The sequence below is a fragment of the Pseudochelatococcus sp. B33 genome (genome assembly GCF_053570585.1).
Window position 1 is genome coordinate 63,486 of sequence record NZ_JBSEFH010000005.1, and the last position, 23,150, is coordinate 86,635.

Genomic DNA, 23,150 nt, shown 5'->3' on the forward strand with positions numbered 1-23,150 from the left:
GTCAGCATGAGTCTCCTCCCGCCCCAGCCATTCCAATTTAATCAAGAAAAATCAGATAGTTATTACGATAGGCCAAGGAGCCCTCCGTAACACTTTTTGCGGATCATGACGGCATAAGGGCCATGGGGGTCCGCTGGCGGATCAATGCCCTATTGCGCCCAGATGTCGGTCCAGAGCAGGTAATCCCGGGTCGAGCGATCGAGCGGATAGACCATCATACCATCACGGCCGAACCACTTGTGATGGATTTCCATATAGCGGCCGCGGTAATCGGCAAGGCCGCGGGTCAGCTCGATGATCGCGTGATTGACGAGATCGCGCCACGGACTGTCGTTCTGGGGCAGGACGCAGGCCATGGCCTCGTTGCCCAGAGGGGCCGCGCGCGGCAGCAGGACGACGGAGCGGTTCGGTTCCAGCTTGCGCGACAGGCCGAGCAGGATGACGCCGACATTGGCGATGCCCTGCACCTCCCCCCGCTTCAGGGCGTGGAAAGCATCGTCCATGGTCGGATAGGAGCGCGTCGCGATGCCGGGAACGGCGTCGTTGAGGATGGTCGCCGTCGTCGTCCCCTCCGCGACGCCTACCACCAGATCCTTGAGGTTTGACGTGGTGCCCAGCGTGTCGCGGAAGGCGAGGATGCGCGTGCCGTCACGGAAGAAGGGCACGGAGAAGTCGATGGTCTCTTCCCGCGACCAGGTGGGCGTGGTGATCTCGCATACGATATCGAGCTCGCCGTCAGCCACCTTGGGCAGCCGGTTGGCGGGAGTGACCGCGGAAAGCTCCAGCCTGACCGGGCGGCCCAGCCGGGTCTCGACCGTGCGGTGAATTTCCTGGATGAGGTCGACGGAGAAGCCGACGAACTGCCCCTTCTCGTCGACGAAGGCGAACGGCACGGCATCGGTTCTCGTGCCGGCGCGCAACACTCCGGTTTCGGCGATCCGCTCCAGCGTGCCCGCCTGAGCGGCCGTGCCGGCAAGCGCCAGAGCGAGCCCGGCCAGCAAATTCGTCCACCATCTGTTTCCGATCACGGCAATTCCACCCATCGTCGCCCGCACAGGCAAACTACTATCACCTCCGGGCCAAATTGTTTATAGAGAGTTATCGTACCGGGTAATTCCGCCCGGCGCCTGAACCGATGATCCGCGCGCCCTCCCCGTGTCAAAATTCCGCTTCCTGTCTTGTCCCGAGACGGCCTTCCTGCTGATCCGCTGGATGGCGGTGCTGCTGGGCCTCCTCGTTCCGGCGCAGGCGCGGGCCGACCGGCTGGACGACATCCGCCAGCGCGGGGAACTGATTGCGGGTGTGAAGGTCGACTACGAGCCCTTCGGCTATCGCGACGCGGCAGGAAACATCATCGGGTTCGACGCCGATGTCGCCGCCGGCCTCGCCGGTATGCTGGGGGTCGAGCTGCGGCTGGTGCCCATCACCAGTTCCAACCGCCTGCAGAAGCTCGCCGCCGGCGAGATCGACGTCGTCGTCGCCACGCTCGGCGACACCGTCGACCGCCGCCGGCTGGTCCGCATGATCGAGCCGGGCTACTACGGCGGCGGCGCCACCGTGATGGTGCCGGACAACGGTCCCATCCGCGACTGGGCCGACGTCAGGGGCGCGACGCTCTGCGCCGTCCAGGGCGCGCTGTGGAACCGCGTCGTGGCCACCCGCCTGCTGGTCGACATCCGTTCCTTCGGCAACACGCGGGACGCGGAACTCGCCCTGCGCGACCGGGCCTGCGCCGGCTGGCTCTATGACGAAGCGGCGCTGCAGCACCTGATCGCCGGCGGCGCATGGCACGGCTACCGGCTGCTGCCGACCGACTTCGTCGCGCCTTGGGCGATCGCCGTGGCGAATGACGACCGGCTGGCCCGGCTGTTCGACGAGGCCGTGGCCGGCTGGCTACGCGACGGCTACCTGACGGCGCTCGAAGCGAAATGGGGCCTGCCGCCCTCCGCCTATCTGCGCGAGACCGGCGCCCGCTGGACGGTCAAGGACAGGGACGGACAATGGCATTGTCGCCGGCAGGAGGACGGACGCTGGCCGGCCGACTGCCGCGACCTCAACCTGATCGAGGCCCACGAGCTCACCGGCCTCGCCGGCCTTGCGGTGACGCTGCGCGATGAATTCGGCATCGACCTCGTTGCCTTCTACGATCCCTACAACCGCGGGCAGTTCCTGCGCGGCTTGCTGATCAGCGTGGGCCTTGCCCTCCTTGCCGTCGTGGGCAGCCTGCTGACCGGAATCGGCGGGGCCGCAATGATCCGCTCGCGCCTGCCGCTGCTCGCCCCCGCGATCCGGCTGGTGCTTGCCGTGTTGCGCATGACGCCGCCGCTGCTGCAACTCTATCTGGTCTTTTTCGGCATCGGCAGCCTGCTCGCCGCCAGAGGCTTCAGCCTCGGCGCCTTCACCGTCGCCGTCGCCGTGCTCTCCCTCTACGCCGGGGCAGCCAACGCGGTCGCCATGGCGGACGCCGCGAGCACGATCCCGGTGACGGCGGCGCAACGCCTGCACCGTATCGCCCGCCTGGCCTTCCCCGCCGTGATGGGCAATTGCATCAACATCGTCAAGGCGACGGCCATGGCGAGCGCCATCGCCGTGCCCGAACTCGTCCATGTCAGCACCGCGATCATCGCCGACTACGGCAACGGCGCGGAGATGATGAATCTCCTGCTCGCGTGCTACATCGGCATCGTGCTTCTGGTCGTCCATGGCTTCACCGTCTTCGAGCGCCGGGTGCTGCGGCGATGACGGCGCGTGACACGCTCGACATGCTGTGGACCTGGACGCCCTTCCTCGGCGGGGGCTTCCTGTGGAACATCCTGATTTCCGCCGTGACCATGGCGATCGGCACTGCGCTGGGGCTGGTGCTCGCGCGCATGCGTCTTTCGGATTCGCGTGCAGGCGCCGCCCTCACGGCGGCCGCACGCGTGCCGCCCACCTTCGTGCTGATCTACTACCTGGCCTACGTGCTGCCGCCCGAAATCGCGATCGGCGAATTGTCCGTGTCCCTTCCCGGCTGGCTCAAGGCATCGCTCGCGCTCTCGGTGGCGGTGGCCGGCTTCGTGTCGGACAACGCGCTGTCCGCCTTGCGCCATCTCCGCCGGGGCGAAGTGACCGAGGCGCTGTACTTCATCCCCGCCTGGACGACCTATTTCCTGATCGTCGTCATGGCCTCGTCCACCGCCTCGGTGATCGGCGTGCCGGAGATCGTCCAGCGCGCCAACACGGTGATCGCCGCCACCGGCGATTCCGGCGCGATCATCTGGGTCTATCTCTACACCATGCTGTGGTTCCTGGCCTTCTGCTGGCCGCTGGCGGGGCTGATGGGCCTCGCCAGGGTACGGCTCGCGCGGCGGGCGGGAGCCAAGGCGGATCTGACCGCCCTGCCGAAGCTGACTGCTCTGCAAGGAGTTGCCGATGACCGACGACACGAGACTTGAGCGCCGGTTCGACGTGCCGGCGCGCCTTGAGTCGATCGCCTTGATCCAGACCGAGATCGAGCGCGCGGCCGAAGGTGTCCTCGATGCGGGCAAGATCTTCAGGCTGGCGATGTCGGTCGAGGAACTCGTCACCAATGTCGTCACGCACGGCGGGGCCGGCGGCACCGCCATCGGCGTGACCATCGTGACCGATCCCGGCAGCCTGCAGATCGAACTGAGCGATGCCGGCATGGCCTTCGATCCCTTCAGCGAGACGCCGGCGCCGCGGCTCGACGAGCCGGTGGAAACACGGGCCGTGGGTGGTCTCGGCGTCCATCTCGTCGGCAAGATGGTCGATGGCGTCTCCTATCACCGCATCGGCGGCCGCAACCATATCCGGCTCGTCATGCTGCGCCCCGGCGCGCCTTTCGACGGCTCCTCGACATGACCCTGACACGTCACCTCGTCCTGATGGTAACGGGCTGCATCGCCCTGGCGATCCTGACGGTCAGCCTCGTGTTCGGCCGGCTTGGCCGCGATGCCATGATCATCCAGGCGGAAAACGAGGCCCGCACGGTCGCCCGCATCGTCGCCCAGAGCGCCCGGTTGACCGAGGTCTCGCTGGAGGAAACACAGAGCGTCCTTGCCAACGATCTCGGCACCATCGCCTTTGCCGCAGCGCACCTGAGCGAGAGCGCTGCGGGCGACATCGGCGACCGATTGGCGGAAATCGTCGCCCGCAGCAACCTCAGCGCAATCTGGCTGATCGACCGCGATTTCGCCGTCGTCGCCAATTCGCGCGGCAACTATGGCGCCATCATCGAGGGCGAGACGCTGCCGCCGGAGCTGTCGCGCGATGCGCTGGAAGCACTGACATCGGGCCGGAAGTTCACTGTCGACTTCGGCACCCTGACGGACGGCGCGCGCTACGTCGGCATCCGCGTGCCGGGCAACCACGCCCTGATCGCGAGCCAGCCGGCCCACGTTCTCGATGCCGTCCGCGATGCGAACAGCCTGCCCGTGCTGCTCGAAGCCCTGCTCAACCGCGACAACATCCTGGCGATCGAGGTCATCGACGATGCGAAGCGCCAGCTGGCGGCGGTCGGAGAGATGCTCTCGACCGATACCGCCGCAGCGCTCGCCGAGCGTGCCATCGCCAGCAGCGCCGCCGACTCCACCCTGACGGACGGGCGGCTGTTGGTCGCCGCCCCCATTCAGGATACGGCCGGCATCCCCATCGGCGCGACCGTGATCACCATGTCGACCAGCCGGCTCGACTCCATGCTGGACGACTATCTGCTTTACGGGGCGCTGTCCGCCGGCCTCGTCTTCGCCGTCGGCGCGGCGAGCGCGGCGCTTTACGCCGGCCGCATCGTCCGCCCCGTCTCCGCCATGACACGTGCCGCCGACGAGATCGACCGGCGTGTCTTCCGCCCCGACAGCATCGATGCGCTCGCCGCAAGTCCGGGGGAGCTCGGCACGCTCGCCCGCGTTTTCCAGCACATGGCGATCGAGGTGCAGACGCGCGAGGAGAATCTGGAGGCCCAGGTCCGCGCCCGCACCGTCGAGCTCGAACAGAAGAATGCCCTGCTCGAGGAATCGAAGCGCCGGGTCGAGGCGGAGCTCGATGCCGCCCGGTCCCTCCAGGCCGCGATCCTGCCCCAGGCGCTGCCGCGCCATCCCTCCTATGCCGGCAAGGCCACCATGGTGCCCGCGCGCGAACTGGGCGGCGACTTCTACGATTTCTTCGCCATTGATCAGCGCTATCTCGGCATCGTCATCGCCGACGTCTCGGGCAAGGGCGTGCCGGCCGCCTTCTTCATGGCGATCTCGCGCACCGTGCTGCAATCGAGCGCCCGGGAAAGCCGCTCGGCCGGGGCCTGCCTCGCACGGGCCAACGCGCTGCTGTGCGACCAGAACCCCATGGACCTGTTCGTCACCACCTTCTACGGCATTCTCGACACCGAGACCGGCGAGTTCGTCTATGCCAACGGCGGCCACAACCCGCCGCTGATGATCCGGCGCGCCAACGGCGACGTGGTCGATCTGCCGCGCACCGGCGGCATGGCGCTCGGCGTCATCCCCGACGTCGCCTATGCCGAGCGGACGGCGCGGTTCGAGCCCGGCGACACGCTGTTCCTCTACACCGACGGCATCTCGGAGGCGATGGATCCCGACGGGCGCGAGTTCAGCGAGGCCCGCCTGCGCGAGGCGCTGGGCTCCGCCCACAACGAGGCGGTCGAGATCGTCATCGAGAACGTGACCCGGGCGGTCGGCCGTTTCGTCGGCGCGGCCGAGCAGTCGGACGACATCACCTGCCTCGTACTCCGCTACATCGGCCCCCGTCCCGAGTTCGCCGTCGCCTCCTGATCAGAAGCGCGCGAGCGCCTCCTCCCTGCTGGCGACGACATCGAGGATGCCGAGGAAGCCGGAGATCTCGAACACATCCCGGATGTGGGGCTGCAGGCCGGCGAGGATGAAGTCGCCACCGGTCGCCTTCAACCGCTTCGCCACCACCAGCACGACGCGCAAGCCCGCACTCGAAATGTAGTCGAGGCGCGAAAAATCGAGCACCAGCCCGCCCGTGCCGCTGTCGGCACGCTCCAGCAACTGCGCCTCCACCACGGCGGAATTGGTGCTGTCCAGGCGTCCCTGAAGACTGGCGACAACCGGGGCTTCGTTCGCCTCGAAGGTAATGGTCATGCTGGTCGATCCTCAAAAAAACGTTGTTCCAATGCGGAAAGCTCTATACAAAAACCTTAATATCATAGTGCGTATCATCGCTGCGACATTAAAGCTTAATACCGTTATATGCAGCATATTGAGCGATTGATATGCGCCACCTGCGGGCAAATTTTCACCGTCCGCTCGGTCAGCGCATATCGGTCCGTCTCCCTGTGTCATGAAACAGCGCCTGGTCCGGGAACACCGATGCTCCGCTTACGCCTGTCTTCATCCCGGTCGCGAGAGCTGTCCCCGGCAGCCGACAAGCAGCCCCCGCCGCAACGCTGACGGGTCCGGACGGACGCCGATGCCCCGACCCGTGCGCAAGGCTCTTCTGCAACTGCCATTCTCACTCACAGAGCAACCATCGAACGACAGGGGGAACAATTGAGCACGAACCGCCCCGCGGGCTGCGCCTGCCGCGACATCGGCCATCTCACCGAGGGGATCCGTGCCTTCAAGGCCCGCCACTACGGCGCGGATCACAGCCTGATGCACACGCTGGTCGAGGACGGCCAGGCGCCCGCGACCCTGATGATTTCCTGCTCCGACAGCCGGGTCGATCCCGCCATCCTGACGGGGGCGGAGCCCGGTGAGCTGTTTGCGGTGCGCAACGTCGCCAATCTGGTGCCGCCCTATCAGCCTGGCGCCTCGCTGCACGGCACCGGCGCAGCCATCGAATACGCCGTCCGCGACCTCCTGGTCGATCACATCGTGATCATGGGTCATGCTCATTGCGGCGGCATCAAGGCGCTGATCAGCAGCGCCGGCGGCCAGCGCATGCAGCGCGACTTCATCAACGACTGGGTGGAGATCGCGCTCGACGCCTGCAGGATCCAGGTGGGCGATGCCGGCAATGCCGAGGGCCGGCGCGAGGTTTCCCTGAAACTGCTCAAGGAGAATCCGTTCCTGGTCGAGCGCGCGGCCATCGCCGGCTCGCTCGCCAATCTGCTCACTTATCCGTGGCTGAAGGAGCGGGTCGATGCCGGCACGCTGCAACTCCATGGCTGGTGGTTCGATCTGGAGACGGGTGACCTGTGGCAGACACGGCCGGGCGAAACCACTCTCTTCCCCATAGTCTGAGCGTTTTCTCCAATCCGAGTTCCTTGATGCGCCGCCCCGACTCGCTGCTTTACTGGATCGATGACGTACCGCCGGCCCGTTTCGCCTTCGGCCTCGCGCTGCAGCAGGTGGCGTTTCTCGGGGCGTTGCTGGCGGTGCCGGCACTGTTCGCCCGCGATGTCGGCATGGACCTTGGCACCTTCCTCAACCTCGCTGCCTGCGGCCTGATCTATTCGGCGGTGGCGCTGCTGCTGCAGGCGTGGGGGCGTTTCGGCATCGGCGCCGGCATCTTCCTGCCGGTGCAGGGCACCACGTCGGTGCTGCCCGTGCTCGGCGTCAGCCTCGCCAGCTCGGGGCTCGGCGGGGGCTTCGGCATGTTCGCGGTCAGCGGCCTGTCGATGATCCTCTTCAGCTTCATCATCAAGCGCCTGAAGGCGATCTTCACGGTTGAGGTCGCGGGCCTCGCCATGCTGCTGATCGGCTCCGGCATCGGCGTGCTCGGCCTGCGGATGATCTTTTCCTCGCAGGCCGGCACCGGAGGCCCCCTGCCGGAGCGCGTCGGCCTCGCCGCGGCCACGCTTGCCGTGATGATCATCTGCAACGTCTGGGTGAAGGGGACGCTGCGCCTGTTCGCCACCATCACGGGGCTCGGCTTCGGCCTTGCGATCAGCGTCGCCGCCGGCCTGCTGACCCCGGCCGACATCGCCGCCTTCGACAGTGCCGCGCTGCTGCACCTGCCAACCCTGCAGCAGTTCGGCTGGCATTTCGAGCGGGAGGCGCTGGTGCCCGCCATCATCACCGGCTTTTCCCTGTCGCTGAGCTCCATGGGCGTGCAGACCGTGGTCCAGCGCTTCAACGATGCGGATTTCAACCGGCCGGACCTCGATTCCATCGGCAAGGGCGTGCGCGCGGAGGGCCTCGCCCAGATCTTCGCCTCGCTGATCAACGCCATGCCGATGTCCGCCAGCGGCGGCGGAGCGAGCCTTGCACTCGCCTCGGGATGCACCAGCCGCCATCTCGCGGCGTGGACGGCGGGGCTGCTGATCTTCTTCGCCCTGTGTCCCAAGGTCATCGTCACCTGGATGATCCTGCCGCCCGAGGTACTTGGCGCGCTGTTCCTGTTTCTCTCCTCTTCCGCCACGGTCGGCGGCATCCAGATGATCGGCTCGCGCATGCTGGACAATCGCCGGACGCTGGCGATCGGCATCGCCATGCTGATCGGGCTCACCTATGGCGATATCCACGACCAGCTCAACCACCTGCTGCCGAGCGCCCACTACTTCGCCTTCTCGCAATTCGCCCTCGCGCTGACCGTGGCCGTCCTGCTGCAGGCCCTGTTCCGCATCGGCATCGGCCGCAAGACGCGCAAGGTCTTCGCCGTGGCCCAGACGCATTTCGAGGAAATGCTCGCCTTCATCGAGGACCAGGGCCGGATCTGGGGCGCCCGCCACGCGGCGGTGAAGAAGGCCGAACTCGCCTGCTGGCAGGCCTTTGAACTGCTGCGCGACAACGATCTGCTGGCGCAGGACTGCGACGCCATCGAACTCGAAACCAGGCTCGACGAGTATAACCTCACCATTTTCATCCGCTACCGGGGAACGCTGCCCGTACTGGCGATCCATCCGCCGAGCCATGAGGAAATGGTGGAGGACGACGAGGCGCCCCAGCGTCTTGCCGGCTACCTCATCAACCGCCTCGCCGACAACGCCCGCACCCGGAAGGTCGGGCAGCAGGCGGAACTGCGCCTGACCTTCAAGGATTGAGCGACCCGCAACAATGGCGTACCGATCCATCATCCATGCCCGCACCCGTTCATCCCGTTCCTTCCATTGAAAGCACAGTACCTTGACCGCCGCATCCGACCCCTCCACCCTGGACCATGACGCGCAATTGCCGGACATGGGCCGAAGCTACGATACCTATTTCGCTTCCGGCCTCTATCTCTCGCGCTATCCGCGGCCGAACCGGCGTACCTTGCGTCTGCTTTCCGGGCTTCTGCCGCGAGGCGGGCGTCTGCTGGATTACGGCGCGGGCGAAGGCCGCTATTGCCTGAGCCTCGCGCAATCGCATGCGGCCGAGGCGGTGGCCGTCGACATCAGCGCGGTCGCCCGCGACCATCTGTCGGCCCGTGTTCGTGAACTCGGCCTCGCGGAGCGGGTGCAGGTCTGCGATACGGGCGACGATACCTATCACGCCGAGGTGAGCCGGCGGGGCGACTTCGACGTGGCGCTGCTCGGCTTCGGCGTGCTCGGCCATGTCCCCGGCCACGAGCAGCGCCTCGCGCTGCTGACGGAACTGCGCAAGGCGCTCGCCCCGCAGGGGCGTCTGGTGCTCGGCCTGCCGAACGCCTTGCGGCGTCTGCGGGCCGCGCAGGCGGAAAGCGCCTCGCGTGTGGCAAGCGGCGAGCTTGAACCCGGCGACATCTACTACGAGCGCCCGTCCAGCGAGGGGATCATACCGCTGTTCTATCACCTGTTCCGGCAACCCGAGATCCGCCGTGATCTCGCCGAGGCCGGCTACGTGATCGAGCGCCTGACGAGCGAGAGCATGCTGCCCGAGAGCGCGATTACCCATTCCCCGGCGTTGGGGGTGCTCGACGATCTGGCATCCAGTCTCCTGCCGGTCGACTGGAGTTACGGCTATCTGGCCGTCGCCCGCGCCATTCCCTGAGAAGCGGGCCGGACGGCACGGTTGCGCGCGCAACTCCCTGACCTCGATATCGCCGGGAGCGCCTTGCGCCGCGTTCCGAGAAGGCGGCGGATCCCATGGTGGCGCGCAGTTCGTCCAGCACGCCCCGCGGTTCCCCCTCCTGGTGGAGCAGGTCGCCAACCGAGCGGAAATTGGAAGAGGCCCTCACCGGTGGACACCCACCTGTCGTCAGCGGCGATGGCAGCGAGGTTGAGATGGCATGGCGACGGGATCGAACCCCCTGCCATAGGAGACAGAGCCCCGATCCGACGATGACGATGGAGCCGACAACCATGGAAGCGTGAGGTATCTCCCGGACAACAGGAAGCTGGGCACGATCGCCCACAACAAGGACGTGTAGCGGAAAGGTGAAGCGGCGTGCGGCCCGGCGCGGAGACCGCGTGCGGTCAGCCGGTGTCGTCGGCGTAGACGCGGATGTAGCGCCCGCTCACCTCGATGCCGACGAAGCGCTGGTCGAAGACGATGCAGAGCCTTTGCGCCAGCGCCACCACCGCGTCGGTGCTGTCGCTGCGGATGCGCGCGAGCAGGATCTGCCGCCGGCGCCCGTCGAAGATCGAGTCGGCGTGCTGCACGGTGGCGGAGGGAAAGCTGCGGGAGATGGTCTCGCAGAGCAGGTCCATGTCCGCGTCGGTGATCGCCCGCCCTCCGGTGTTGGGCAGATAGACGAGATGCACCGCCTGGCCGATGACGCTGTCGAGATGCCGGGCGATGACCTCGGCGCCGTCGACCTCTAGGCCCGCGTCGGCGCGGATCGCCCGCTCGGCGTCGGCGGCGGTCTCGTCGAAGAGCCTCTCGATCACGGCGTTGGCGCCGCGGCCGGCGGCAATGAGCTGCCGGCACCCCTCGAGATAGCCGAGACGGCGGTCCATCGCCCAGCCGGCCGGCGGCGAGACGGCGATCGCGCGCAGGTTCGAGATCACGTCGGCGGTCTTGACGATGCGGGCTTCCGGCGACTTGTGCGCCATGGCGGCGATGCGCTGCCGGCGGCGCTCATCCTTGGGCAGGGTCATGTCGTCGGAATTCTCGGTGACGATCCGGGCCACCCGCGCCCCGAAGGCGGCGGCGAGATCCTCGGCCGAGATCGGCGTGTCCTCGACGACATCATGCAGCAGCGCGGCGGTCAGGAGCTCCGCGTCCTCGCCGCCGGTGGCGCGGGCGACGAGGTCGAGCACCTCGATCAGGTGATTGATGTAGGGCTCCTGCGCCGCGCCCTTGCGCCGCTGGTTGGCGTGCGCCTCGGCGGCGTAGACGAGGGCGCGGGTCAGCCCGAGAACGTTCGTGCTCATGCCGGCACCTCCGCCCCCTGGCTCTTGCGCCTCTTGGCCCCTGATCTCTTGGCTCCTGATCTGTTGGCTCCTGATCTGGAAGAAGGCACCAGCCTCGCCCGGCGCGCCGCCTGGCCCCACGGATCGGCCACTCCCCCGGCGACGAGCGCCTTCCGCCTATTCACCAAGCCCATGCCGAACCTCCGCCCATGCGCCGCGGAGTATATGTTGTACTGCGGCTTTATACATGTGAATTTTGTGCGACGATGGAAGATGCCGCGCGCGTCGAAGCAAAGAAATTGAAATCGGCAAAACACATTTAAATAGAAGGGTCCCCCCCACTCATCCCGTTTCCTGAAGCCGCTGGCGACTTCATCGCGCTAGTGTACGGTCCCGATGCCCGGTGAAGCCCGCTCCAAAGGAACACCGAAACCGTCCACATGAATCGAACCCGTCTACGCCCACACCGTGACGCCGTAGGCTGCGGCGTTCGCGTGAGCCTCGAAATCGATGCCGGCCAACCGTGTCACCAATGCTCCGTCCTCCGATGCCGCGCTGTCAGCATAAGCATCGATCAGCGCCTTGCCGTCGTGCACGTCAGGTGCGCGGAGCACTGCATGCGCGTCGGCGTCGTTCAGCCCGTGCTCGATCGCATAATACGCCGCGATCTGCGCCTTGTCGGCAACGGCCTGCGCGTCACTGCCGTCGACGTGCGAGCGCGCGGCGAGCGTGAAGGCAAGCGCGAACAGTTCGGGCGACAAGCGGCCGCTCTCGATCTCGTTCACCCAGAACTCCCGGCCTTCGGCATCCGCCTCCCGGTTGAGTATCTTTGCGTAAGCTTCGTCGACCTGGCGCGCTGCCGACCAGTCATCTCCGCGCACCTGCACCGCTTCCGCAGAATGGTAGAATTGGCGGGCAATTTCCGCGACCGATGCTGAATCAGCCAGTTCCGACGCCCAGTACGACAGGCCGATGCTGTCCGGGGCCCGGCCCAGATAGGCGACGTACAAATCCACCAGCGGCACGAAATCCTCCGGTGCTAGGCTGATTGCCTTCAGCAACCACGTCAGGTCGACGGTACGATCCCCGAATTCGAGAAGCTCCACGTTCAGGAGCCTGTCCGTCCCCTCGCCGCCTGTCCTGTCCCTCACCTCGACAGTGTCATTGTCCGGCGTCAGAAGGACTGCAAAATTGCGGGCAGCGGCGGCGTAAGCAACCGTATCGATCCCCTCGCCGCCGTCGATGAAATCGTCGCCGCCAAGTCCGACTATCCTGTCATTTCCGGCGCCGGCCTGGATGTACTCGCTGGCTGCGGTGCCAACCAGGACGTCATCGGCATTACTACCGAGGCTCTGGGCGATGTTCTCCACCCTCACGTAGTCGACATCCATATGGAAGGTTTGATTTTCCCCCGGATTCTGCGCGACCCTCAGGCTTGCATCCCCAGTGTCCTGCCATTCCGGCGGTGGCGCCCAGATGTTGAAATGCAGTTCCTGGGGATTCTGCGGCACCTTTCTCGTTTCGATACGTACTTCCTGCCCGTCGACAAGCCAGCGCACGGCACCGGGCAACCATTCGATCCGATAAGTATGGAAGTCCTGAAGTCCGCCCGGCAGCGGATACGATATCGGGCTTCCCTGGCCGAGGGGCTCGCTGGCGTAGATGTTCGTCTGGATAGAAGCGGGAGTTTTGGTGATCGCCTCGAAATCGATCTCGTCATGATTCGGATTCGGGGCGTTATAGGTGAAAAAGCCGCCGATTATTCCCGGCTGATGCTGGTCAATCCGGATCCTGGCTTCAATGGCGACAGGTCCGTTCGCGATATCAAAAGTTCTGTTCGTTATTGCTTCCGATCCGAACAATGAAGTTTTGATCTGATTTGGGTCCGAAGGATTATACGTGTCAAGCCGCAGCCGCAGGGATCCATCCTGCTGTTCCGGCAAGAATTGCCTTTGCTGCGTCCTGCCCAGAAACGACGGATTATTATGTTCGCTCCACACCGGATAATGCCATACGGCGCTGTCGATAGGGCCGCTTCCATTGAATTCATCGCTGAATATGATGCCGCTACCTGAAAGTTCCCCCGCCATTGCACACTCCCTAAAGCAGTTTGCGTTTAATTTGAGCATCAAATTAAACGCAAGTTGCGGAAAATGAAAGAAATGAGAACGGGTTGCGTAACGGCCCCTGACTCAACAATTATGCAGCCCGCTCCAGATTGAAAGTGACAACCCGTATCCGATCATCAGGCTCGCACACTATATCGGACACAAGGATGGATTTTGATCGTTTTTGATATTTGGATCGGAGCAGGCGGCAAGAGATGAGCCCGTTGAAAGCGCCGCGCTATCCCTGACGATGCCATCGCATGAACGTGCCATTGATATGAATCAATTTTTCGTTGTCATTCATGCACTGATCGACGCAGCGCGACGATTCGGGAGAACGGTATCATCAACTTGAATTCATATTTGATAGTATTTGATATTCAGATCAGAATATTGATATCGCTGATCCATACACCACTCATCGGCCTGGAAGCTGTCAATGACCATGGGCAGGACTTTGATGAGGTCAAACTGTCCGAATGCGAGGAGCGACGATATAGGGGCGCCACTCCCGCGTCTGTCCGGTCTGCACCGCCATGCAGCGGTTCTTTATCGCCCGCGCTGCGGCAAAAGTCATAAGACAAGCATCAAACCTGGAAGTGTGCGCACTTTCCCGTTTGACGCATAAGCAAAGAGATAACGCGGCAAAGCGAGTCAAACACCCGCCAGAGCAATTCCCCGGATATACAACATTAGCCTCCCACTATCGTTCGATACAGGGCACAGTTCCTGAAATGCTTGACTTGGCGCTTAATCCTTTCATAACGTTCACGTCCGGGGTTCAAACTTCAAGGGGAGCGGAGATGAAGCACGACTGCGCCGAGCGCTGTCGCATGCCGGCGGTTTGCGGTGAGATGGAAGCGAGACGCTCCGCTGTGCCGCAGCAGGTTGCCACGGTCCATTCGGCAATGACGACTGAAGTTTCCGAATGAACACCGATACGCCATTGGCGACAGAACGCTCCCTCGCCCGATCCCGGCTGATATCCCTTGTGGCGGTCATCGGCGCAGCCACGATCTTCGGACTGACCTATAGCCTCACGGCTCCGCTTGTCGCGCTCAATCTTGCCGCGAAGGGGATGAGCGAGACGATGATCGGCATCAACGCCGCGATGCACGCGGTCGGCGTGCTGCTGGTGGCCCCCTTGCTGCCGCGTCTCGCAGGCCGTTTCGGCGCAAGGCCGCTGATTGTCTTCGCGCTGTTGCTGACGATGGCGTTGTTGCTGCTGTTCCCTGCGGTGCCCGTCGTGGCCGTCTGGTTTCTGCTGCGCGTCGGCCTCGGCATCGGCGCGGAGCTTCTGTTCGTGCTGACCGAGAGCTGGGCGAGCGAACTGAGCGACGACGGCAACCGCGGGCGAATTATGGCCACCTACACCGCCCTTCTCTCGCTGGGTTTCGCAGGGGGGCCCATGATTCTGGCCGTCACGGGCGTGAACGGAATACTGCCGTTTGCCGCAGGCGCCGCAGTCGTGCTATGCGCGCTGGGGCTGATGCTGATCCCCGACCTGATCCGCCCCGCAATGCAGAAGCATGGGGCTCGAAACATCTGGCTCAGCATGGGCCTCGCGCCGATAGCGATGTCCACCACGACACTGAATGCCGCCGTGGAGACGGCCGGCCTGTCGTTCCTTCCGATCTATGCGATGCGTCTGGGCTGGGACGAGCAGTCGGGCACGCACTTCATCACGACGCTCATGCTCGGAGCCATCGTGCTGCAATTGCCCATCGGCTGGTTGTGCGACAAAATGGATCGGCGCCGTCTCATGATCGGCCTCGCCGCGCTCTCGACCGTTGGAGCAATGGCATGGCCACTGATGCTGCGAACGGAGTGGATCGCTTACCCGGCACTATTCGTGTGGGGCGGCATATTCGTGGGCATCTATACCACGATGCTGGCCGAGATCGGATCGCGCTTCCGAGGCACCGACCTTGTCGGCGTCTACGCGGCAATGGGCCTGTTCTGGGGTGGCGGCGCACTGCTGGGGCCGAGTCTTGCCGGAGTAGCGCTTGACATTACGCAGCATGGCCTGTCGCTGTTCGTCGCGATGGCGTGTGGAGCGTTCACGTTGTTTCTGCTGCTTTTCCGCAGCCGGACAGCCACCAGGACACCTGTGCCATGATCCGGATCATGCTGCTGCTTCTCGGCCAGGAAGTGATACGGCGCCGCTGGCGCATATTGATGACGATCGGACTGGTGTGGGCTGGTGTGGGCATCTTTCTGGGCATCGATGCGCTCGACGGCAAGACGCTGATCGCACCCCGCTTCTTCGGGTACTTCCTGTTGCCCGAGGCAGCCCTGAGTCTGCTCGCCGCGCTCGGAACTGCCGGCGAGGCGCGCCGGCTTCGCCTGATGAAGGGACTGGCACTATTGTTCATCGCCATCCTGCTGCTCAGCGGATATCCAAGGGCCAATTTCATCCTTGCCCTCATCCTCGGCATTGGATTTCTCGTTGACGGCGTCCTGCGGATTGCCAGCGCCTATGTGGTGCGCTTCGCGGGCTGGCGGTGGGCGACTGCGGGGGGAATTCTGGAGATCATATTCGCCATCGGCACCCTGCAGCCCTGGCCGACATGGTACGAGGGCACCGTCGGCTGCAATGTCGGGCTGATCATGGCAGTGGCGGGCATTGGCATCGTTCACCTCGCGCTGCGATTGCGGCAGCTGCCGCCCGGCGCCTCGATTACCATGCTGCTGCAGCGCAGCCCGTTGGCACAGGCGCTGCTGTATCCTTCTCCTGATCAGGACGACGGGCACCGGATATCCTCGCCCGGCTGCCTGGTCGTTCATGTCTGGACGCCGACCGGCACCCTCACCACGCCGCTGCACCGGCGGGCGATCGACCGCTACATCGCCGCCGTCGATGCCCAGGGAGTCATCTCCACCGGGCATGCGGCGCTCGAACTGGCCCCCGATCTGTACATCAGCCACTATCCGGCGGTGGAGATCGACCGATCGAGCGCGGATTTCGCGCGCGTCCTGCGCGCGACGGCCGAGAATGACGTAGCCGGTCGTTTCCTTCCCAGTTACGCCGAGGAATCCGCAGAGTGGTGCCCGTCCACGGCACAAGTCGTCTTTCGGGAATTCAATGCCGCGCGGCTGCACGCATTCTGGGACAATTACAGAAAGAACCCGACCTACAACCTCACCAGCCGGAATTGCTCCAGCGCCGTGGCCCTCGCTTTGGACGCGGCGCTGGAAGGGGTCTTCGTCAAGCGGCGCTGGCCCGTGATGTCCATCCTGGGCGCGATCACCAATCCGGAGCTATGGGCGGCGGGCCTGATCCGTGAACGGGCCGAGAGCATGGCGTGGACGCCCGGCCTGGTCCTGGATTACGCCCGCGCGATGAGTGCCGTCGTACACCCCCCCGACACAACATGGTACCGGGGCTTGTGGGGAAAGGGCGTTGCATCGTAAGCAGCCGTTGGCGCGATAGTGCGCCGAGGGTATGGAGGGCGAAGCGATCCCCTCGTCGGCCATTGCGCCCCGCCCGATTCCATACGTCCGGACCCTATCGCACAGCAGAAGCCTTGATGAAGTCGATGAACGCCCGCAGCGGCGCAGGCACGAAGCGTCGTCCGGGGTAATAAAGGAACGGCCCCGAAAAGGGCAGCCACCAGGGCTTCAGGACGGGTTCCAGCGCACCGCTGTCGAGATGCGGCCGCAGCCAGTCCTCGAACAGGTAGATGATGCCGGTGCCGGCGATCGCTGCCTCGACCGCGAGGTCCGTTGCCGCGCCGACGCTCACGAGCAGGGGCCCGGTTGGATCGACACGCACGATCTCGCCGTCGCGCTCGAATTCCCACACGATCATCGCGCCCGATGAGAATCGCCCGCACAGGCAGGCGTGGTGGAGCAGGTCGCGCGGATGTTCGGGGCGGCCGTGGTGGTCAAGATAGGCAGGCGCCGCGGCAGTGGCGAAGCGCTGGACACGCGGGCCGATCGGCACCGCGATCATGTCCTGTTCCAGCCGCTCTTCATAGCGGATGCCCGCATCGCAGCCGGACGCCAGCACGTCGACGAAGCTGTCCTCGGCGATCACGTCCAGACGGATATCGGGATAGGCGGCGAGGAAGCCGGGCACGACCGACGGCAGCACCAGCCGGGCCGCGCTGACCGGGACATTCAGCCTGAGCGTGCCCACCGGCCTGTCGCGGAAGCCGTTGACCACGTCGAGCGCAGCCTCTACCTCGCCCAACGCCGGGCCGAGCCGATCGAGCAGACGCGCGCCGGCTTCCGTGGGGACGACGCTGCGCGTCGTGCGGTTCAGCAGCCGGACGCCCAGTTGCGCCTCCAGCCGGCTCACCGCCTCGCTCAGGCCAGACGCACTGGCGCCACTCACCCGGGCACCGTCGCGAAACCCCCTGGCGCGCGCTACTGCCACGAAGGCGTTCAGATCACCCAGATCGACTTTCATTGTTCGCTCTCCCGAACAGCCTGTTCGGATTGTGCCTCATTATCGTGCGGGCGGACAATGGCTACCTCTGCGTCGTCTTGAGAGGAGATTGCTCATGTCCAGTATCGACCAGTCCGGCACGTTCACCCTCGGCGACCGCAGCGTGAAGCGGCTCGGCTACGGCGCCATGCAGCTCGCGGGGCCCGGTGTATTCGGTCCTCCCCGGGATCGTGATGCGGCTTTGGCCGTGCTGCGCGAGGCCGTCGCAGCCGGCGTGAACCATATCGACACCAGCGACTTCTACGGCCCGCACATCACCAACCAGCTGATCCGCGAGGCGCTCGCTCCCTATCCCGACGATCTCGTCATCGTCACCAAGATCGGGGCCCGGCGCGGCGCGGACGCATCGTGGAATCCTGCCTTCTCGCGTGAGGAACTCACGCAGGCGGTCCACGATAATCTGCGCAATCTGGGGCTCGATGTCCTCGACGTAGTCAATCTTCGCATCATGTTCGATGTTCACGGGCCCGCGGAAGGCTCCATCGAGGCGCCGCTCACCGTGCTGGCGGACCTTCAGCGGCAGGGCCTCGTCCGCCATATCGGCCTCAGCAACGTGACGCCGGCGCAGATCGCGGAAGCGCGCCGCATCTGCGCGATCGTCTGCGTGCAGAACCACTACAACCTGGCGCACCGGGCCGACGACGCGCTCATCGACGCGCTGGCCGGCGAGGGCATAGCCTACGTGCCGTATTTCCCTCTCGGCGGGTTCAGCCCGCTGCAATCCTCGACCCTGTCTGATGTCGCCCTGCGCCTCGGGGCGACACCGATGCAGGTCGCGCTCGCCTGGTTACACCGCCGCGCACCCAACATCCTGCTGATCCCCGGCACGTCGTCCGTCGCGCATCTGCGGGAGAATCTCGCCACGGCCGCGCTCGATCTGCCGGATGATGCCATCCGGGAGCTGGAGACCATCGGAGCAAGTGCCGATTCCGCATGAACGGGTTGTAGCGGGCCCCGTTCCCGCGATCAGCAGGCGGCATTGCGCAAGATGCTCTCCAAGGGGATCGTCAATCCTGAGGACGCCAACAGCGCTCCGCCCCTGAAACGCAATCCTCTCTGAACCGAGTGCCGAGCCGCCTGATCCGCAGCGCGTCGGCCACTCTCGAGCGCCGCAGTCCCCTCCGACGCAGCATTTTTTGTTACCCCTTCGGTACAAGTTTTATATTGGACGGATCAGCCACATCAAGGAATCCTGTCATGGATAGCAGCGCGGTCGTATCTGCGCAGAGGATGCTGGAAACTGAGAGGAGCTGTTTTGCGCACGGTCATCAACTTCGCATGCTGGGACTATGATCGGATGTTTCCGATTATCGACGGAAGCGTTACGCCGCAGGGTCTCGAGCTGAACTTCCTCAACATGCCGGTGGAAGAGACTTTCTTCCGGATGCTGCGGCATCACGAATTCGAGGCGGCCGAAATGTCGCTCTCGTCCTATGTCATGACGCTCCACAATTCCGAGCCGCCCTTTGTCGCGATCCCGGCATTCCCTTCGCGTTTCTTTCGCCACAACTCGATCTATGTGAACGCGGAAAGCCGCATTGAGAAGCCCGAAGACCTGGTCGGGAAGCGTGTCGGCTGCCCGGAATACCAGATGACCGCCCCGGTCTGGATACGGGGAATCTTGAGCGACCACTACGGCGTGCCGGTGGATTCCATGACGTATTTCACCGGTGGCGAAGAAGAGCCCAACCGCGTCGAGAAGGTGAAGCTGAACTTGCCGGACAACATCAAGGTGACGCCGATCGGCCCCGGCAAGACGCTTTCGCGCATGCTTGAGGATGGCGAGATCGACGCGCTCTTCACCGCCAGGAAGCCAAGCACCTATTCCGGGCCCAACGGTAAAGTGCGCAGGTTGTTCGAAGACTTTCCAAGCGTCGAAAAGCTCTATTTCCGGAAGACCGGAATCTTTCCGATCATGCACACTGTCGCCGTCAAGCGATCGGTCTACAAAGCGACTCCATGGATTTGCCAGTCCTTGTTGAAGGCATTTTGCGAGGCCAAGAACATCGCCATGCAGCGCCTGTCCGAAACCGCCGCGTTGAAGACGATGCTGCCTTGGACCCCGGCGCATTTCGAGGAAGCGCAGACGGTGCTGGGAACGGATTTTTGGCCTTACGGCCTGGACAAGAATCGCGAAACCATCGCAACCTTTCTCCGGTATTCGTATGAGCAGGGCCTGTCGCCGAGGCGGCTGGAGCCCGAGGAAATCTTCGCGAAGGAAACTCTCGAGTCCTACGTGATCTAAATCGACCGTCCGGCAAGGCGGCCGGAAGCCGCCTTGCCGGACGGAACCAGAAGGTGCTGCCGGAAGCAATTGCGTGCTGAACTTTCAAGATAGTCACTCTCCCTGCCGGCGGGGAGAAGGAGCCGCCAGCGCTGCGGACAATCCCCCATGCCGGGAGAGGATCCCGGCAGGAGGGGGATGAGGGACGATCCCATCCGCACCCGAACCAGTCCCTAATGCTTTGGAGCAAGCCTCGACCCACCTCCCTCTATCTGTCTGGATGGGATATTCGGCTGGGCCCGCTTTGGTGGTAGGGTATTCAGGTGCTGCGCTTCAAGCTGATGATAAACGTGGTCTGTGTGAATCAGCCACAAGCATCAGAAAGGAAGCGCAGCATGAAGTATTTTGCCGGATCGGACGTTTCTGTGAAAGCGACCTCCATATGCATTGTGGACAAAACGGGTAAGATTTGCCGCGGGATGAAGGGTGTCAGCCATCCTGACGACCTCGTGGAGGTTCTCCTCGAAGTCAAAAACACCGCCAAGGCCCCTGCCAAGGCGGGGGCGAAGGACATCCGGCGAGCGCTCCACCGGCTCTACTACCGAAACCATCCGCCAACGCGCTTGCTGCGTCGCGAGCTCACCGCTCAACATAAACCAGCAAGATGAGGACAACCCTCCCTTCCATCACGCCAAAAGGTGGTCAAACATCTCTCTCTAACGCTCGAATTCTCCAAGGCCGGGTTTGAATACCTTTTCGTCCAGGAATTGCGTCATCGCCTTTTCGCGACCTTTCTCCGGATCAGCGAACCGAAGGGCCTCTTCCTTGGCCGCCAAGTAGTCGAAGGCCTGTTCGCGTGACATGTTGCGAACGGAGCGTATGGCTTCCTTGGTGTAGCGGACGGCCAACGGGCTTTTCGCCTCCAGCTTCCTGGCGAGCTTGATCGTCTCCTCGCGCAGATCGGCCAGCGGAAAGGCGCGATTGACGAATTTCATCTCAGCCGCTTCCTTGCCGTTGAACTGGTCGCCCGTGACCGAATAGTACATCGCATCGCGATAATGCATGGCCTGCATGATCGCCCAGGCCACCAGTCCGCCCGGGATGATGCCCCAGTTCACTTCCGACAGACCAAAGACGGCGTCTTCCGCCGCAAAAGCGAAGTCGCACGCGACCACCGGCGTGAAACCGCCGCCGAAGCAGTAGCCGTGGATCATTGCGATCGTCGGCTTCGGGAATTTCGACAGGCGGTCCCACCGCCAAGCCTGCGAGGCGCGCCGCGCGCGCGCCTTGGCATTCGGATCGCTGTCCGTCGCCCGGAAATAGAGCTTCAGATCCTGACCAGCGCAGAAGTTGCCCCCGGCGCCCGTTATGATCACGACCTTGGTCTGCTTATCCGTCTCGGCCCAGTCGAGCGCCTCGCACATGTCGAGATGCAGTTGCGGGCTCATTGCGTTGCGCTTCTCGGGGCGGTTGAGGATGATGAACGTGGCGTTGCCGTCACGCTCGATCTTCACGGTCTCCAACGATATGACGTCGTTCGAAGTCTCCCTGCGTTCTGCTGTCGAATTCTCGCTCATTCCTTATCTCCTCGGGTTGTTCCTGTGCGCATGCTGCGCGTATGGGGAAGGCGAACTATGGGCACGCTCTCTCGGGCCAGAATTCGCCATAACGATGAATTTGTTCATTCCGCACCACCGTCCTGCTGCCGGGCACGCCGGTAGCCGTCCCACAAGGCCCACGCTAACAGGGCGAAGGTGAATGCGAAGATCGAGGTGCTGATCGGTCCTGCGACGAATATTTTGAAGCTGCCGCGCGAAAGCAGCATCGAGCGGCGGAAATGCTCCTCCATCAACGGCCCCAACACGTAGCCGAGCAGGAGAGGCGCAACCGGAAAATCGAGCAGCCTCATGCAATAACCCAGTACGCCGAAAACCAGCACGACCATGACATCGAACGTGCTGTTCTGGATGGCGAACACGCCGATACAGATAAGCACCAGGACGGCCGGATAGAGGATTTGATACGGAATCATGAGGACGCGCACCCAAATACCGATCAAGGGGATATTCAGTATCAGGAGCAGGAAATTGCCGATCCAGAAGCTCATGACCAGTCCCCAGAACAGGTCCGGCCTTTCGATGACCATCCTCGGTCCCGGCGTGATGCCGTGGATCATCAGCACCCCGATCATCAGCGCCATGGTGGCAGTGCCCGGAATTCCGAGCGCCAAGGTCGGAATGAACGCAGTCTGATCGGCAGCGTTGTTGGCGGCCTCAGGCGCCACGACGCCTTCGACGGCCCCTTTGCCGAAACGGGAAGGGTCTTTCGCGGCCCTCTTTTCGACCGCATAGGACATGAAAGAGGCGACGGTGGCGCCGGTCCCGGGAAGCGCGCCGAAGAAGGAGCCGATGCCCGTGCCGCGCAAGATTGGAACCCATGATCGCCGCACGTCGTCCCGTGTCGGCATCATGGATCTCAGGCTAAGTTTCTTGGCGGCTCCAGTCTTGGTGGACTTGATGCTGGCAATCACTTCCGCCACTCCGAACAGACCCATGGCGAAAGCCACGAGGCTGACCCCTTCCGCCAGTTCGATCATGCCGAAGGTGAAGCGTTGTGAGCCGGTGTATATATCCATCCCCGCCACACCGACCAGGATGCCAAGCACGACCATGGAGAGGCCCTTGACGGCTGACCCGTCTGAAACGACCGAGGCCGCGACGAGGCCAAGGATCATCAGCGAGAAATATTCAGGAGGGCCGAAGGCCAGCGCCACGCCGACGATGAGCGGTGAAAACAGCATCATGATGATGATGCCAATACTGGCTCCGACGAAGGAGGCTACGGTAGTCATCAGCAACGCAACGCCTGCGCGGCCCTGTTTGGCCATCGGATAGCCGTCCAGACAGGTGACTGCGCTGGAGGGTGTTCCCGGCAGATTGAGCAGGATCGAGGCCGTGGAGCCTCCATAAGAGCCGCCGTAGTAGATGCCGCCCAGCATGACCAGGGCGGGAATAGGGTCGAGCTGGTAGGTGATGGGAATCAGGATCGAGATCGTCGCAAGCGCGCCGATGCCCGGCATGACGCCGACCAACATGCCCAGAATGACGCCAATGGCGCAGAAAAGCAGGTTATCGAATGAAAAGGCGGTAGATACGCCGATCATGATGCTGGTGGAAAGATCGTGTGGCATGC

General features: G+C 63.9%; 18 protein-coding genes and 1 pseudogene. 12 read left to right on the forward strand and 7 right to left on the reverse strand.

Features of this window, described 5'->3' with window-relative positions:
• Nucleotides 1-149 precede the first annotated feature (149 nt).
• Nucleotides 150-1,028 carry an amino acid ABC transporter substrate-binding protein gene (locus tag ACUSIJ_RS06710; protein ID WP_449307612.1) on the reverse strand — a complete coding sequence of 293 codons (879 nt, stop codon included), beginning with the start codon at nt 1,026-1,028 and terminating at the stop codon, nt 150-152.
• 127 nt (nt 1,029-1,155) lie between these two features.
• Between ACUSIJ_RS06710 and ACUSIJ_RS06715 the strand changes: the two genes are divergently transcribed.
• From ACUSIJ_RS06715 to ACUSIJ_RS06730, 4 genes are read left to right on the forward strand one after another with little or no spacing between them, the layout of a single operon-like run.
• Nucleotides 1,156-2,742 carry a transporter substrate-binding domain-containing protein gene (locus ACUSIJ_RS06715; protein ID WP_449307613.1) on the forward strand — a complete coding sequence of 529 codons (1,587 nt, stop codon included), beginning with the start codon at nt 1,156-1,158 and terminating at the stop codon, nt 2,740-2,742.
• The gene (locus ACUSIJ_RS06720) at nt 2,739-3,434 is read left to right on the forward strand and encodes a hypothetical protein (protein ID WP_449307614.1); all 696 of its coding nucleotides are present in this window, start codon (nt 2,739-2,741) and stop codon (nt 3,432-3,434) included. The genes ACUSIJ_RS06715 and ACUSIJ_RS06720 overlap by 4 nt, the downstream gene beginning before the upstream one ends.
• Nucleotides 3,412-3,861, forward strand: a complete 450-nt coding sequence (locus tag ACUSIJ_RS06725; protein WP_449307615.1) for an ATP-binding protein — start codon at nt 3,412-3,414, stop codon at nt 3,859-3,861. Before ACUSIJ_RS06720 ends, ACUSIJ_RS06725 begins: the two co-directional genes overlap by 23 nt.
• Nucleotides 3,858-5,783, forward strand: a complete 1,926-nt coding sequence (locus ACUSIJ_RS06730; RefSeq protein ID WP_449307616.1) for a PP2C family protein-serine/threonine phosphatase — start codon at nt 3,858-3,860, stop codon at nt 5,781-5,783. The genes ACUSIJ_RS06725 and ACUSIJ_RS06730 overlap by 4 nt, the downstream gene beginning before the upstream one ends.
• Here ACUSIJ_RS06730 and ACUSIJ_RS06735 read toward each other — a convergent pair whose 3' ends face one another.
• Nucleotides 5,784-6,116, reverse strand: coding sequence for an STAS domain-containing protein (locus tag ACUSIJ_RS06735; RefSeq protein ID WP_449307617.1), 333 nt, complete (start codon nt 6,114-6,116; stop codon nt 5,784-5,786).
• 408 nt (nt 6,117-6,524) lie between these two features.
• On the opposite strand from ACUSIJ_RS06735, the gene ACUSIJ_RS06740 reads away from it, so the two are divergent.
• The 3 genes from ACUSIJ_RS06740 (at nt 6,525) to ACUSIJ_RS06750 (ending at nt 9,869) form a co-directional block, all read left to right on the forward strand.
• Nucleotides 6,525-7,220, forward strand: a complete 696-nt coding sequence (locus ACUSIJ_RS06740) for a carbonic anhydrase (protein WP_449307618.1) — start codon at nt 6,525-6,527, stop codon at nt 7,218-7,220.
• 26 nt (nt 7,221-7,246) lie between these two features.
• On the forward strand, nt 7,247-8,962 hold the full coding sequence (locus ACUSIJ_RS06745) for a uracil-xanthine permease family protein (RefSeq protein ID WP_449307619.1): 1,716 nt from the start codon (nt 7,247-7,249) through the stop codon (nt 8,960-8,962).
• 82 nt (nt 8,963-9,044) lie between these two features.
• On the forward strand, nt 9,045-9,869 hold the full coding sequence (locus ACUSIJ_RS06750) for a class I SAM-dependent methyltransferase (RefSeq protein WP_449307620.1): 825 nt from the start codon (nt 9,045-9,047) through the stop codon (nt 9,867-9,869).
• A 425-nt stretch (nt 9,870-10,294) separates the two neighbouring features.
• Here ACUSIJ_RS06750 and ACUSIJ_RS06755 read toward each other — a convergent pair whose 3' ends face one another.
• Nucleotides 10,295-11,194: an HD domain-containing protein gene (locus tag ACUSIJ_RS06755; protein WP_449307621.1), complete on the reverse strand. Its 900-nt coding sequence runs from the start codon at nt 11,192-11,194 to the stop codon at nt 10,295-10,297.
• Nucleotides 11,195-11,628: 434 nt separating this feature from the next.
• Nucleotides 11,629-13,263, reverse strand: coding sequence for a family 16 glycosylhydrolase (locus ACUSIJ_RS06760; RefSeq protein WP_449307622.1), 1,635 nt, complete (start codon nt 13,261-13,263; stop codon nt 11,629-11,631).
• A 946-nt stretch (nt 13,264-14,209) separates the two neighbouring features.
• Here ACUSIJ_RS06760 and ACUSIJ_RS06765 point away from each other — a divergent pair.
• A complete protein-coding gene (locus ACUSIJ_RS06765; protein ID WP_449307623.1) occupies nt 14,210-15,400 on the forward strand; it encodes an MFS transporter in 1,191 nt (396 codons plus the stop codon).
• Nucleotides 15,397-16,695: an HdeD family acid-resistance protein gene (locus ACUSIJ_RS06770; RefSeq protein WP_449307624.1), complete on the forward strand. Its 1,299-nt coding sequence runs from the start codon at nt 15,397-15,399 to the stop codon at nt 16,693-16,695. The genes ACUSIJ_RS06765 and ACUSIJ_RS06770 overlap by 4 nt, the downstream gene beginning before the upstream one ends.
• Nucleotides 16,696-16,789: 94 nt before the next feature.
• On the opposite strand, the gene ACUSIJ_RS06775 is transcribed toward ACUSIJ_RS06770, so the two are convergent.
• Nucleotides 16,790-17,695 (reverse strand): LysR family transcriptional regulator, encoded by a 906-nt coding sequence (locus tag ACUSIJ_RS06775; protein ID WP_449307625.1) that lies wholly within the window; start codon nt 17,693-17,695, stop codon nt 16,790-16,792.
• A gap of 94 nt (nt 17,696-17,789) precedes the next feature.
• Here ACUSIJ_RS06775 and ACUSIJ_RS06780 point away from each other — a divergent pair, with 94 nt between their 5' ends.
• The 3 genes and pseudogenes from ACUSIJ_RS06780 to ACUSIJ_RS06790 form a co-directional block, all read left to right on the forward strand.
• Nucleotides 17,790-18,671 carry an aldo/keto reductase family oxidoreductase gene (locus ACUSIJ_RS06780; protein WP_449307626.1) on the forward strand — a complete coding sequence of 294 codons (882 nt, stop codon included), beginning with the start codon at nt 17,790-17,792 and terminating at the stop codon, nt 18,669-18,671.
• Nucleotides 18,672-18,989: 318 nt separating this feature from the next.
• Entirely contained in the window at nt 18,990-19,979 is a 990-nt protein-coding gene (locus ACUSIJ_RS06785; RefSeq protein WP_449307627.1) for an ABC transporter substrate-binding protein, read from the forward strand.
• Nucleotides 19,980-20,353: 374 nt separating this feature from the next.
• Nucleotides 20,354-20,479 (forward strand): annotated as a pseudogene (locus ACUSIJ_RS06790) (IS110 family transposase); the annotation flags it as partial.
• Between the two features lie 195 nt (nt 20,480-20,674).
• On the opposite strand, the gene ACUSIJ_RS06795 reads toward ACUSIJ_RS06790, so the two are convergent.
• Entirely contained in the window at nt 20,675-21,535 is an 861-nt protein-coding gene (locus tag ACUSIJ_RS06795; RefSeq protein ID WP_449307628.1) for a p-hydroxycinnamoyl CoA hydratase/lyase, read from the reverse strand.
• A 104-nt stretch (nt 21,536-21,639) separates the two neighbouring features.
• Nucleotides 21,640-23,148, reverse strand: a complete 1,509-nt coding sequence (locus tag ACUSIJ_RS06800) for a tripartite tricarboxylate transporter permease (RefSeq protein WP_449307629.1) — start codon at nt 23,146-23,148, stop codon at nt 21,640-21,642.
• Nucleotides 23,149-23,150 lie beyond the last annotated feature (2 nt).

Bases quoted from the DNA above. Each gene is read 5' to 3' on its own strand.
- ACUSIJ_RS06720 (WP_449307614.1), top strand. From the start codon at position 2,739: ATGACGGCGCGTGACACGCTCGACATGCTGTGGACCTGGACGCCCTTC.
- ACUSIJ_RS06735 (WP_449307617.1), bottom strand. From the start codon at position 6,116: ATGACCATTACCTTCGAGGCGAACGAAGCCCCGGTTGTCGCCAGTCTT.
- ACUSIJ_RS06730 (WP_449307616.1), top strand. From the start codon at position 3,858: ATGACCCTGACACGTCACCTCGTCCTGATGGTAACGGGCTGCATCGCC.
- ACUSIJ_RS06725 (WP_449307615.1), top strand. From the start codon at position 3,412: ATGACCGACGACACGAGACTTGAGCGCCGGTTCGACGTGCCGGCGCGC.
- ACUSIJ_RS06745 (WP_449307619.1), top strand. From the start codon at position 7,247: ATGCGCCGCCCCGACTCGCTGCTTTACTGGATCGATGACGTACCGCCG.
- ACUSIJ_RS06770 (WP_449307624.1), top strand. From the start codon at position 15,397: ATGATCCGGATCATGCTGCTGCTTCTCGGCCAGGAAGTGATACGGCGC.
- ACUSIJ_RS06765 (WP_449307623.1), top strand. From the start codon at position 14,210: ATGAACACCGATACGCCATTGGCGACAGAACGCTCCCTCGCCCGATCC.
- ACUSIJ_RS06755 (WP_449307621.1), bottom strand. From the start codon at position 11,194: ATGAGCACGAACGTTCTCGGGCTGACCCGCGCCCTCGTCTACGCCGCC.
- ACUSIJ_RS06800 (WP_449307629.1), bottom strand. From the start codon at position 23,148: ATGCCACACGATCTTTCCACCAGCATCATGATCGGCGTATCTACCGCC.
- ACUSIJ_RS06795 (WP_449307628.1), bottom strand. From the start codon at position 21,535: ATGAGCGAGAATTCGACAGCAGAACGCAGGGAGACTTCGAACGACGTC.
- ACUSIJ_RS06760 (WP_449307622.1), bottom strand. From the start codon at position 13,263: ATGGCGGGGGAACTTTCAGGTAGCGGCATCATATTCAGCGATGAATTC.
- ACUSIJ_RS06775 (WP_449307625.1), bottom strand. From the start codon at position 17,695: ATGAAAGTCGATCTGGGTGATCTGAACGCCTTCGTGGCAGTAGCGCGC.
- ACUSIJ_RS06780 (WP_449307626.1), top strand. From the start codon at position 17,790: ATGTCCAGTATCGACCAGTCCGGCACGTTCACCCTCGGCGACCGCAGC.